General features: G+C 39.1%; 11 protein-coding genes. 10 read left to right on the top strand and 1 reads right to left on the bottom strand.

The features are described 5' to 3' along the window. Window positions 1–58 precede the first annotated feature (58 nt). The 5 genes from AC0L0O_RS24040 to pyrG all read left to right on the top strand — a co-directional run bounded on the left by AC0L0O_RS24040 (window position 59) and on the right by pyrG (window position 5,594). The gene (locus AC0L0O_RS24040; protein WP_428889155.1) at window positions 59–1,189 is read left to right on the top strand and encodes an acyl-CoA dehydrogenase; all 1,131 of its coding nucleotides are present in this window, start codon (window positions 59–61) and stop codon (window positions 1,187–1,189) included. 21 nt (window positions 1,190–1,210) lie between these two features. After that, window positions 1,211–2,350: an acyl-CoA dehydrogenase AcdA gene (gene acdA / locus AC0L0O_RS24035; protein ID WP_428889156.1), complete on the top strand. Its 1,140-nt coding sequence runs from the start codon at window positions 1,211–1,213 to the stop codon at window positions 2,348–2,350. Window positions 2,351–2,414: 64 nt separating this feature from the next. Next, on the top strand, window positions 2,415–3,044 hold the full coding sequence (locus AC0L0O_RS24030) for a TetR/AcrR family transcriptional regulator (RefSeq protein ID WP_000238605.1): 630 nt from the start codon (window positions 2,415–2,417) through the stop codon (window positions 3,042–3,044). Window positions 3,045–3,198: 154 nt separating this feature from the next. Then, complete coding sequence (gene rpoE / locus AC0L0O_RS24025) at window positions 3,199–3,729, top strand: DNA-directed RNA polymerase subunit delta (RefSeq protein WP_070171519.1); 531 nt, start codon at window positions 3,199–3,201, stop codon at window positions 3,727–3,729. A gap of 257 nt (window positions 3,730–3,986) precedes the next feature. Then, window positions 3,987–5,594 (top strand): CTP synthase, encoded by a 1,608-nt coding sequence (gene pyrG / locus AC0L0O_RS24020; protein ID WP_000170455.1) that lies wholly within the window; start codon window positions 3,987–3,989, stop codon window positions 5,592–5,594. 31 nt (window positions 5,595–5,625) lie between these two features. Here the strand turns inward: pyrG and AC0L0O_RS24015 are convergent, their stop codons facing one another. Then, the gene (locus tag AC0L0O_RS24015) at window positions 5,626–6,150 is read right to left on the bottom strand and encodes a DUF2529 domain-containing protein (protein ID WP_000912417.1); all 525 of its coding nucleotides are present in this window, start codon (window positions 6,148–6,150) and stop codon (window positions 5,626–5,628) included. A 201-nt stretch (window positions 6,151–6,351) separates the two neighbouring features. Here AC0L0O_RS24015 and spo0F point away from each other — a divergent pair, with 201 nt between their 5' ends. From spo0F to rho, 5 genes are all read left to right on the top strand, one after another. Continuing rightward, window positions 6,352–6,720: a sporulation initiation phosphotransferase Spo0F gene (spo0F, locus tag AC0L0O_RS24010; RefSeq protein ID WP_000398594.1), complete on the top strand. Its 369-nt coding sequence runs from the start codon at window positions 6,352–6,354 to the stop codon at window positions 6,718–6,720. Between the two features lie 210 nt (window positions 6,721–6,930). Continuing rightward, window positions 6,931–7,788: a class II fructose-bisphosphate aldolase gene (locus AC0L0O_RS24005; protein WP_001131850.1), complete on the top strand. Its 858-nt coding sequence runs from the start codon at window positions 6,931–6,933 to the stop codon at window positions 7,786–7,788. 331 nt (window positions 7,789–8,119) lie between these two features. After that, window positions 8,120–9,409: a UDP-N-acetylglucosamine 1-carboxyvinyltransferase gene (gene murA, locus AC0L0O_RS24000; RefSeq protein WP_000413260.1), complete on the top strand. Its 1,290-nt coding sequence runs from the start codon at window positions 8,120–8,122 to the stop codon at window positions 9,407–9,409. 117 nt (window positions 9,410–9,526) lie between these two features. Then, entirely contained in the window at window positions 9,527–10,492 is a 966-nt protein-coding gene (glpX, locus tag AC0L0O_RS23995; protein ID WP_000442336.1) for a class II fructose-bisphosphatase, read from the top strand. Window positions 10,493–10,874: 382 nt separating this feature from the next. After that, window positions 10,875–12,146: a transcription termination factor Rho gene (gene rho, locus AC0L0O_RS23990; RefSeq protein ID WP_001053899.1), complete on the top strand. Its 1,272-nt coding sequence runs from the start codon at window positions 10,875–10,877 to the stop codon at window positions 12,144–12,146. The last annotated feature ends 35 nt before the right edge of the window (window positions 12,147–12,181 follow it).

Here is a 12,181-nt window from a genome sequence, read left to right as displayed (position 1 = left end):
CAAAATAGTGGTCTTACCAAATTGTTAAAAGGATATATAGCAAATGGAGGCGGGGTATATGAATTTTCGTTTTAATGAAGAGCAACAGATGATGAGGAAAATGGTTCGAGATTTTGCGCAGAAGGAAATAGCTCCCTTTGTTCCTAGTATGGAACAAGGGGTGTTCCCAAAAGAGATTTTGCAGAAGATGGGTGAGCTTGGATTAATGGGAATTCCAGCGCCTGCAAAATACGGCGGTTCAGAAATGGATTTTATCTCTTACATTTTAGCGATTGAAGAAATTTCAAAGGTAAGCGCAACAGTTGGTGTAATTTTAGCTGTACATACGTCAGTTGGGATGAACCCAATTTTATATTTTGGAACAGAAGAACAGAAAGAGAAATATGTTTCTAAACTTGCGACTGGTGAATATTTAGGCGCATTTGCATTAACAGAACCTAATGCAGGATCAGATGCAGGGAGTTTGAAATCAAGAGCTGTAAGGAAAGGCGATCACTACATTATTAATGGGTCGAAAGTATTTATTACAAATGGCGGTGAAGCAAGTACATACATTGTATTCGCTTCTACAAATCCAGAGGCAGGAAAAAGTGGGATTTCTGCATTTATAGTAGAGAAAGATACACCAGGCTTAATTATTGGAAAAGATGAGCATAAAATGGGACTTCTCGGTTCTCGCACGGTACAACTTACGTTCGAGGATATGAAAGTGCCGGCTGAGAATTTACTTGGTGAAGAAGGACAAGGATTTAAGGTTGCGATGGCGAATTTAGATGTTGGACGAATTGGAATTGGAGCGCAAGCACTAGGAATTGCTGAAGCGGCGCTTGCATGTGCAATTGATTATGCGAAAGAACGTGAGCAATTCGGAAAACCAATTGCGGCGCAGCAAGGGATTGGCTTCAAACTTGCCGATATGGCTACTAGTGTAGAAGCGGCGCGATTACTCGTATATAGGGCGGCATCGCTAAGAGCGCAAGGATTACCATGTGGTAAGGAAGCATCTATTGCGAAATTATTCGCTTCTAAAACAGCTGTTGAAGTTGCGATTGAGGCGGTGCAAGTATTTGGTGGTTACGGTTATACGAAAGACTATCCAGTAGAAAGATTTTTCCGTGATGCGAAAATCACGCAAATATATGAAGGAACGAGTGAAATACAGAAACTTGTTATTAGCCGAGCTTTATAAAAGCACAAGGGGGAGACGGACATGCATTTTAAACTATCAGAAGAACATGAAATGATAAGAAAAATGGTTCGGGATTTTGCTAAGAACGAAGTAGCACCAACAGCAGCCGAGCGTGATGAAGAAGAGAGATTTGATCGTGCACTATTTGATCAAATGGCAGAGCTTGGTTTAACCGGAATTCCGTGGCCTGAAGAATACGGCGGAATTGGAAGCGATTACTTGGCGTATGTAATTGCTATTGAAGAATTATCGCGTGTATGTGCTTCTACAGGTGTAACATTGTCTGCACATACTTCACTTGCTGGTTGGCCAATTTTTAAATTTGGAACTGAAGAGCAAAAGCAAACGTTTTTACGACCGATGGCTGAAGGAAAGAAAATTGGTGCATACGGGTTAACGGAGCCAGGATCTGGATCGGATGCTGGTGGAATGAAGACAATCGCCAAAAGAGATGGAGACCATTACGTTTTAAATGGATCGAAAATATTTATTACAAATGGCGGTATTGCCGACATTTATGTTGTTTTCGCGTTAACTGATCTTGAATCGAAGCAGCGTGGCACGAGCGCGTTTATTGTGGAAAGTGATGCACCAGGATTCTCAGTTGGGAAGAAGGAAAGTAAGTTAGGGATTCGCTCTTCACCAACAACTGAAATTATGTTCGAAGATTGCCGCATTCCTGTAGAGAATTTACTAGGGGAAGAAGGACAAGGATTTAAGATAGCGATGCAAACATTAGATGGGGGGCGTAACGGTATTGCAGCGCAAGCGGTCGGTATTGCACAAGGGGCTTTAGATGCTTCCGTAGAATATGCAAGAGAGCGCCATCAGTTTGGGAAGCCAATTGCGGCGCAACAAGGGATTGGCTTTAAACTTGCAGATATGGCAACGGATGTGGAGGCAGCGCGCCTTCTAACATACCAAGCAGCTTGGCTTGAATCGGAAGGGCTTCCGTATGGGAAAGAGTCAGCGATGTCAAAAGTATTTGCAGGTGATGCAGCGATGAAGGTGACGACTGAAGCGGTACAAGTATTTGGTGGTTACGGTTATACGAAAGATTATCCAGTAGAGCGTTATATGCGAGATGCAAAGATTACACAAATATATGAAGGAACACAAGAGATTCAAAGGCTCGTAATTTCTCGTATGTTAACGAAGTAGGATCGAAGGCGTAGGTATTTTCCTACGCTTTTTCCTTCCAAAAAATAATAGAGGGGTGAAGGGGATGGTTAAACATAATGTGCACGCATCAGTGAAAGATGAAAAATTAGTCGCGTTAAGACGTGAACAAATGATTAAAGGTGCGGTGCAATTGTTTAAGCAAAAAGGATTTCCGCGTACAACAACGAGAGAGATTGCAAAGGCTGCTGGGTTTAGTATTGGAACACTTTATGAATACATCCGTACAAAAGATGATGTTTTGTATTTAGTTTGTGATAGTATTTATGAACATGTAAAAGAAAGATTAGAGGAAGTAGTTTGTACAGAAAAAGGAAGTGTAGAAAGTTTAAAGATAGCAATAACGAATTATTTTAAAGTGATGGACGAATTGCAGGAAGAAGTATTAATCATGTATCAAGAGGTACGCTTTTTACCGAAAGAATCACTCCCGTATGTATTAGAAAAGGAGTTTCAAATGGTAGGAATGTTTGAGAATATTTTAGAACAGTGTACGGAAAATGGCACATTTACATTAAATAAAAAAGAAATACAGCTTCTTGCGCATAATATTTTTATACAAGGACAGATGTGGGGATTTAGACGTTGGGCGTTGCAAAAGCTATATACGCTCGAGGAATATACAGAAATGCAAATTAGGTATGTATTGCAAGGGGCTCATATGCTTCCGAAATAAGGAATGGACAAATTATAAATTTATTACCCTATAAAAGTTTCCCGTTTTTTTTGTAGCATATTTGTGCGACTTTTGTTTATAATGAATAGTATGGATTTTTTTAAGCAGGCCGTTATATATAAGGTTATATTTGATGAAAGGAAGTGCCGCATAAGTGGATTTTAAGCAATATTCACCAGAAGAGCTAAAAGAATGTTCAATGATTGAAGTTGTACATAGCGTTTTAGGGGATAAAAGACAAGCAACGACATTCAATGAGTTGGTTCAAGAAATCGCTCAAGTGCTGGGACTATCTCAAGAGCAAGTTAATGCGAAACTCGCACAATTTTATACAGACTTAAACATTGATGGACGTTTCATTAATTTAGGAGAAAATCGTTGGGGGCTACGCAGCTGGTACCCATACGAGCAAATTGATGAAGAAATCTTGCCTCAACCAAAACCGAAGAAGAAACGTAAAGTTGAAGACGACGGTTTTGACGACTACATTGAAGAAGATGAAGACTTCGACGATGCAGACGTAACTGAAGACGAAGATGATGATGTAGAAGATTTGGACAAGGTTCTTGAAGATGAAGACGGAGATGACGATGATCTTGATGATTTAGATGAAGATGAAGACGACTTCGCCGAAGAAGAACTTGAGTATGATGAAACTGAAGAAGAAGAAGAGGAAGAACTGTAGTTCTTGACTTTTCATTATCGTCCATGTAGAATCATTTTTGGGCTCTTTAAAAAAGGACGATAATACTTTTAAAGTGTAAATATAAAAGAAAATTGCTCCCTACTTATTACTTTATGTGATGAGGGGAGCAATTTTCTTTTTTGTTTTTTGTTTAGAAAATAAAAAGAGTCTAACAATAAGATGGATACAGTGTTATCTACATACGTTGCGCTTTGCAACGGTGATTATATAACAGCAAAATAGAAGGGAGCTTTTTCATGACTAAGTATATTTTTGTAACAGGCGGTGTAGTATCGTCTTTAGGTAAAGGTATTACAGCAGCATCTCTTGGACGACTTTTAAAAAATCGTGGTCTAAACGTAACGATTCAAAAATTTGATCCATACATTAACGTAGACCCAGGGACTATGAGCCCATACCAACACGGTGAGGTGTTCGTAACAGATGATGGCGCAGAAACTGACTTAGACCTTGGTCACTATGAGCGTTTCATCGACATTAACTTAAACAAATACAGCAACGTAACAACAGGTAAAATTTACTCTTCAGTTCTTCAAAAAGAGCGTCGCGGTGAATACCTAGGAGGAACAGTTCAAGTTATTCCTCACATTACTAACGAAATTAAAGAGCGCGTATACCGTTCTGGTCGCGAAACAAACGCGGATGTTGTTATTACAGAAATTGGTGGAACTGTTGGTGACATCGAGTCTCTACCATTCTTAGAAGCAATCCGTCAAATTAAGAGCGACATCGGTCGTGACAATGTAATGTACATTCACTGTACGTTAATCCCGTACTTAAAAGCAGCGGGTGAAATGAAAACAAAACCAACGCAACATAGCGTTAAAGAGCTTCGCAGCTTAGGTATTCAACCAAATATTATCGTTGTTCGTACAGAAATGCCTGTTTCTCAAGATATGAAAGACAAGCTTGCATTATTCTGTGACATTGATACAAAAGCAGTTATTGAAGCACGCGATGCAGATACTTTATATGCGGTTCCATTATCTCTTCAAGAGCAAAATATGGACCAAATCGTTTGCGATCACTTAAAATTAGACAATCCAGCTGCAGATATGACAGAGTGGACTGCGCTAGTTGAAAAAGTGCGTAACCTTTCTAAGAAAACAAAAATCGCTCTTGTTGGTAAATACGTAGAGCTTCAAGATGCATACATTTCTGTTGTCGAAGCACTTCGTCATGCAGGTTACTCTTTCGACACAGATGTAGAAGTGAAATGGGTAAATGCTGAGCACGTAACAGCAGAGAACGTACAAGAATTAGTAGGAGACACAGATGGTATCCTTGTACCAGGTGGCTTCGGCGATCGTGGTGTAGAAGGTAAAATCGTTGCAATTCAATATGCTCGTGAAAACAAAGTTCCATTCTTAGGAATTTGCTTAGGTATGCAACTTGCATCAATCGAATTCGCACGTAACGTATTAGGATTAGAAGGAGCTAACTCTTCTGAAATTAATCCTGACACACCTTATGCAATCATTGACTTATTACCAGAACAAAAAGATGTAGAAGACTTAGGTGGTACACTTCGTCTTGGTTTATACCCATGTAAGCTTTCTGAAGAAACAAATGCTTACAATGCTTACAATGAGCCGGTTGTATATGAGCGTCATCGTCATCGTTATGAGTTCAACAATCAATTCCGTCCGGATATGGAAAAAGCAGGATTTGTATTCTCTGGTACAAGCCCAGACGGCCGTCTAGTTGAAATCATTGAATTAAAAGATCACCCTTGGTTCGTGGCAGCACAGTTCCACCCAGAACTAGTTTCTCGTCCAAACCGTCCACAACCATTGTTCCATGACTTTGTAAAAGCTTCTATTACGAATAAAGAGAGCAAGTAATAAAAAAAGCGCCTGAAATAGGGCGCTTTTTTTAATATTCATTTAACATTTCATCGATTGTAAATTTGATACCGTGATATGCAAATAAAGCTATCATTAAGCTTGGGAATCCGTAGCGATTACCTTCATCGTCTGGAATAAGACCTTTTAACAGCTTTGTATCAATATGTACATCTGTATATTGTTCTAGTGATTCAGTACCTTCTTGAATAGCAGAGATGCCGACAATAGAGTGTCCATCTGCTTGAAGTTTTTTTGCTATTGCTACAACTTCTTCATCTGTTGAAAAACGGCTAATAAGAAGTACACGATCTGCAGAAGTTACTTCTACTTCTTTCCCATTTTCAAATAATCGTTTTGCTTGCTTCATTGGTTCAGCGCCGAATAGTGCTTCAGCAACAATGCCGTCCATTTCATTTGTACCATGTAAATAAATGAAACCTTCGCCAACTAATGCTTGAGCAAGTAGACGGGCGCTATCTTCTATATTCATTTCCTCTTTTTGAGAAACTCTGGAGAAATAACCACTTAATTGGGTTGAAAAAATTTTTAGCATAATGTTACTCCCTTCGTACGTGTTTACCGGCTTTCATTATAGTTTATTTTTTTAGAAAGGTGAAATCGAATGGTGGCATAAAAAAATAGGAAACGGTAAAATAAGAAAGAATAGGAAGGAATTTGGCAAGAAATAGCGAAAATAAATCGTTAAGATATAAGAAGCTTTAAATCTTGTATTTACACAGAAAGGTTGGGAGTTATGGAAGGGAAAATTTTAATCGTTGATGATCAATATGGCATTCGTGTGTTATTACATGAAGTGTTCCAAAAAGAAGGTTATCAGACATTCCAAGCAGCGAATGGATTTCAAGCTTTAGATATCGTGAAAAAAGATAATCCAGATTTAGTTGTGTTAGATATGAAAATTCCAGGTATGGATGGTATAGAGATTTTAAAGCATGTAAAAGAAATTGATGAGAGTATTAAAGTGATTTTAATGACTGCTTATGGTGAGCTTGATATGATCCAAGAAGCAAAAGATTTAGGTGCTTTAATGCATTTTGCTAAACCATTTGATATTGATGAAATTCGTCAAGCGGTGAGAAATGAGCTCGCTGTAGAGGCTTAAAAATGAATTTTTTATAAAAAATATGGAAAAAAGCGTTTACATGGACTATTGTGCAGGTGAATACGGTTGAGTTTTTGAGTACAAGTTGTTATCCTATTGAGTGTAGAAAAAAGTCCGGTACGTAGATATACATATTTTACCTTATTCTGGTCATACTACCAGCGATAAGAACTTATCGGATACAAAAAACGTTTTTTAGGAGGATTCACCATGCCTTTAGTTTCTATGAAAGAAATGCTAAACAAAGCACTAGAAGGAAAATACGCAGTTGGTCAATTCAACATGAACAACTTAGAGTGGACTCAAGCTATCTTAGCTGCTGCGGAAGAAGAAAAATCTCCTGTAATCCTAGGTGTATCTGAGGGTGCAGCTCGTCATATGACTGGTTTCAAAACAGTTGTAGCTATGGTTAAAGCTTTAATCGAAGAAATGAACATCACTGTTCCTGTAGCGATTCACCTTGACCATGGTTCAAGCTTCGAAAAATGTAAAGAAGCAATCGATGCAGGTTTCACATCTGTAATGATCGACGCTTCTCACCACCCATTCGAAGAAAACGTAGAAACTACTAAAAAAGTAGTAGAATACGCACACGCTCGTAACGTATCTGTTGAAGCTGAGCTTGGAACAGTTGGCGGACAAGAAGACGACGTAATCGCTGAAGGCGTAATTTACGCTGACCCAGCTGAGTGTAAGCACCTTGTTGAAGCAACAGGTATCGATTGCCTAGCTCCAGCTTTAGGTTCTGTACACGGTCCTTACAAAGGTGAGCCTAACTTAGGATTCGCTGAAATGGAACAAGTTCGTGACTTCACTGGTGTACCTTTAGTATTACACGGTGGTACTGGTATCCCAACTGCTGATATCGAAAAAGCTATCTCTTTAGGTACTTCAAAAATCAACGTAAACACTGAGAACCAAATCGAGTTTACAAAAGCTGTTCGTGAAGTATTAAACAAAGACCAAGAAGTTTACGATCCTCGTAAATTTATCGGACCTGGCCGCGACGCTATCAAAGCTACTGTTATTGGTAAAATTCGCGAATTCGGTTCTAACGGTAAAGCGTAAGAATAAAATTCCGTTTTGGAAACCGTCTACTCTTTTAGACGGTTTCCTTTCGTTGTATAATGAAAGCGTGAACAAGTCTAAAGATTTTATCATTTTGTTTTTGAAATAGAAAATAATGTGCAGAGTCCTATTAATAAATGTGATAACGTATCTAAATTGATAAAGTAAATTCGATACATAGTTAATCTTTATCTTTTTGTATGACAGGAGAAGTGAAGATAATGGTTTCCTATTTATTGAGTTTTGGGATGGAAAAGTAATTGAGATTCTTAAGGGGGAGCTTTCTATAAAAATATAGAAAGTAAATACATTCACAAGAAGGGAGCTCAATATGGAAAAATTGCTAATTGAAGGCGGAAGAGCTTTAAATGGAACAATTCGCGTGAGTGGTGCAAAGAACAGCGCCGTTGCATTAATTCCAGCGACAATTTTAGCAGATACTCCAGTAACTATTGGTGGTGTCCCTAATATTTCGGACGTGAAAATGTTAGGAGACTTACTAGAGGAAATTGGAGGAAGAGTAACGTATGGACAGGAGGAAGAGATGGTAGTCGATCCTTCTAACATGGTTGCAATGCCTTTACCAAACGGAAAAGTGAAAAAATTGCGTGCTTCTTATTATTTAATGGGTGCGATGCTTGGCCGTTTTAAAAAAGCTGTTATTGGGCTTCCAGGTGGATGTCACTTAGGACCGAGGCCAATTGATCAGCATATTAAAGGGTTTGAAGCGTTAGGTGCACATGTTACGAATGAACAAGGTGCTATCTATTTAAGAGCAGATGAACTACGCGGGGCTCGTATTTATTTAGATGTTGTTAGTGTAGGAGCTACGATTAATATTATGCTAGCAGCTGTACGAGCGAAAGGTAGAACTGTTATTGAAAACGCAGCGAAAGAACCAGAGATTATTGATGTAGCTACACTGTTAACTAGCATGGGAGCACGTATTAAAGGTGCTGGTACAGATGTAATCCGAATTGATGGTGTGGATTCATTGCACGGTTGTCATCATACGATCATTCCAGATCGTATTGAAGCGGGTACGTATATGATTTTAGGTGCTGCATCAGGAGGAGAAGTAACAGTTGATAATGTTATTCCTCAGCACTTAGAGTCAGTTACGGCGAAGCTCCGAGAAGCTGGTGTCCAGGTTGAAACGAATGATGACCAGATTACAGTGAACGGTGATAGAAGATTAAAAGTAGTTGATATAAAAACGCTTGTATATCCAGGTTTCCCAACAGACTTACAACAGCCGTTTACAACACTTTTAACAAAGGCGCATGGAACGGGTGTTGTAACGGATACGATTTATGGTGCACGTTTTAAACATATTGATGAATTACGTCGTATGAATGCACAAATTAAAGTAGAAGGTCGATCAGCTATCGTAACTGGTCCTGTTTTATTGCAAGGTGCAAAAGTGAAAGCGAGTGATTTGCGAGCTGGAGCAGCACTTGTTATCGCAGGATTAATGGCGGATGGAATTACAGAAGTAACCGGACTTGAGCATATTGATCGAGGTTATGAAAATATAGTAGACAAGCTTAAAGGGCTTGGTGCAAACATTTGGCGAGAACAAATGACAAAGCAAGAAATTGAAGAAATGAAGAACGCATAAGTGATACTTCCGCAAGGGGGAAGCGAAGCATCACTACTTGCGGAAGTACACTTTATAGAAAAAACACGGTTCACAAAATACGGCAGAAATATAAAGACTTAAAGGAGAGGGATTATCGTGGAAAGAAGTTTATCTATGGAGTTAGTACGTGTAACAGAGGCTGCAGCTTTATCATCAGCGCGTTGGATGGGACGCGGGAAAAAGGATGAGGCAGACGGTGCAGCAACATCAGCTATGCGTGATGTATTTGATACAATTCCGATGAAAGGTACAGTTGTAATTGGTGAAGGTGAAATGGATGAAGCACCAATGCTATATATCGGAGAAAAATTAGGTACAGGATATGGTCCACGTGTAGACGTTGCAGTTGATCCTTTAGAAGGGACAAACATTGTAGCAGCTGGTGGATGGAATGCTCTTGCTGTTATTGCAATTGCAGATCACGGTAATTTGTTACATGCTCCTGACATGTACATGGATAAAATCGCGGTTGGCCCAGAAGCGGTTGGGGCGGTCGATATTGATGCGCCTATTATCGATAACTTACGTGCAGTTGCGAAAGCGAAAAACAAGGATATTGAAGATGTTGTAGCGACAGTTTTAAACCGTCCACGTCATCAAGCGATTATTGAAGAAATTCGTAAAGCTGGTGCTCGTATTAAATTGATTAATGATGGAGACGTAGCAGGTGCAATTAATACTGCATTTGATCGTACAGGTGTAGATATTTTATTCGGATCTGGTGGTGCGCCTGAGGGTGTATTAGCAGCAGTTGCATTAAAATGTTTAGGTGGCGAAATTCACGGAAAGCTATTACCACAAAACGAAGCTGAATTGGCGCGTTGCAAAAAGATGGGCATAGAAGACATCAACCGCATCCTTCGCATGGAGGACTTAGTAAAAGGTGACGATGCAATCTTTGCAGCAACAGGTGTAACAGACGGAGAACTATTACGCGGCGTTCAATTTAAAGGTAGCGTAGGAACAACACAATCTCTTGTTATGCGTGCAAAATCAGGCACAGTACGCTTCGTAGACGGACGTCATAGCTTAAATAAAAAACCGAACTTGGTTATTAAATAAAAAGTGTAAGCGGCTCGTTCAGAATCGCAGGCTATTTAGAACTCTCGACCTTGAAGCGCTCTTTGCTTCGAGTGAGAGAGTGAAATGACCGGAGCTGGATTAAGTAAAAAGCGTAAGCAGCTCGTTCAGAATGGTAGGAAGAAATGAAGCCACCAACCATTCTAGCCGCTGGAACTAGATTAAATAAAAAGCGAAGACAAATTTTCTTGTCTTCGCTTCTTGTATTTGTGTTTCAACGTATTGATTAAAACTAGATAAAAGGGTTACAATAGTGAATATTACCCTACTTGAACTTATTGCCTTTCATTATTAATTATTTGCCTTCCGTATTTTTTCCCTTTACCCATGTGAAAAGAGAATAACGTTAAAGTGTGGTGTCTGAATGAATTTGTCAATTGCAGCATTAGAAAACATGAAATTAAAAGAGTTATACGAGCTTGCGAAAGAATTTAAGATTTCGTATTATAGCAAATTAACGAAAAAAGAGTTAATCTTCGCCATTTTAAAAGCTCGAGCAGAAAAAGAAGGTTTCTTCTTCATGGAAGGCGTATTAGAAATTATTCAATCAGAAGGATTTGGATTCCTACGTCCTATCAACTACTCTCCAAGCTCAGAAGATATTTATATCTCAGCTTCGCAAATTCGTCGTTTCGATTTACGTAATGGAGATAAAGTTTCTGGTAAAGTACGACCTCCGAAAGAAAATGAACGCTACTTTGGATTATTACAAGTTGAAGCTGTAAACGGAGATGATCCAGAGTCAGCAAAAGAGCGTGTGCATTTCCCTGCATTAACACCATTATACCCAGATCGCCAAATGAAATTGGAAACGGAACCGAAAAAGTTACCGACACGCATCATGGATTTAATTGCACCAGTTGGATTTGGACAACGTGGTTTAATTGTCGCGCCTCCAAAGGCTGGTAAAACAAGTCTATTAAAAGAAATCGCGCACAGTGTTACAACAAATCATCCGGAAGCTGAATTAATTGTACTTTTAATTGATGAGCGTCCAGAGGAAGTAACAGACATTGAACGTTCTGTTAAAGGAGATGTTGTAAGCTCTACTTTTGATGAAGTACCAGAAAATCATATTAAAGTAGCGGAACTTGTGTTAGAACGTGCAATGCGTCTTGTAGAGCACAAAAAAGATGTTATCATTTTAATGGATAGTATTACCCGTTTAGCGCGAGCTTACAACCTTGTTATTCCGCCAAGTGGTAGAACATTATCGGGTGGTATCGACCCAGCTGCCTTCCATAGACCGAAGCGCTTCTTTGGAGCTGCACGTAATATTGAAGAAGGCGGTAGCTTAACTATTTTAGCAACAGCGCTTGTTGATACAGGATCCCGTATGGATGATGTAATTTACGAAGAATTTAAAGGAACTGGAAATATGGAACTTCACTTAGATCGTTCATTAGCTGAGCGTCGTATCTTCCCGGCAATTGATATTCGCCGTTCTGGTACACGTAAAGAGGATCTATTAATTCCGAAAGAACATTTAGACAAGCTGTGGGGTATTCGTAAAACAATGCGTGATACACCAGACTTTGTTGAAAGTTTCTTACGTAAACTTCGTCAAACAAAGACAAATGAAGAATTTTTACAAAACATTGTTGCAGATTCAAAAAGATATGTAACAACTAAGTAAAGGGAAAAGATTGGGACTCGCTTATTTTGTGGTAA

The sequence above is a fragment of the Bacillus sp. GS3m_15504 genome, from assembly GCF_055825275.1.
This window is presented reverse-complemented; position numbering and strand designations above follow the sequence as displayed.

What these genes read in the sequence shown, in the direction of transcription:
- AC0L0O_RS24040 (WP_428889155.1), top strand. Translation starts at nt 59, where the DNA reads ATGAATTTTCGTTTTAATGAAGAGCAACAGATGATGAGGAAAATGGTT.
- AC0L0O_RS24005 (WP_001131850.1), top strand. Translation starts at nt 6,931, where the DNA reads ATGCCTTTAGTTTCTATGAAAGAAATGCTAAACAAAGCACTAGAAGGA.
- rho (WP_001053899.1), top strand. Translation starts at nt 10,875, where the DNA reads ATGAATTTGTCAATTGCAGCATTAGAAAACATGAAATTAAAAGAGTTA.
- acdA (WP_428889156.1), top strand. Translation starts at nt 1,211, where the DNA reads ATGCATTTTAAACTATCAGAAGAACATGAAATGATAAGAAAAATGGTT.
- spo0F (WP_000398594.1), top strand. Translation starts at nt 6,352, where the DNA reads ATGGAAGGGAAAATTTTAATCGTTGATGATCAATATGGCATTCGTGTG.
- pyrG (WP_000170455.1), top strand. Translation starts at nt 3,987, where the DNA reads ATGACTAAGTATATTTTTGTAACAGGCGGTGTAGTATCGTCTTTAGGT.
- AC0L0O_RS24030 (WP_000238605.1), top strand. Translation starts at nt 2,415, where the DNA reads ATGGTTAAACATAATGTGCACGCATCAGTGAAAGATGAAAAATTAGTC.
- murA (WP_000413260.1), top strand. Translation starts at nt 8,120, where the DNA reads ATGGAAAAATTGCTAATTGAAGGCGGAAGAGCTTTAAATGGAACAATT.
- AC0L0O_RS24015 (WP_000912417.1), bottom strand. Translation starts at nt 6,150, where the DNA reads ATGCTAAAAATTTTTTCAACCCAATTAAGTGGTTATTTCTCCAGAGTT.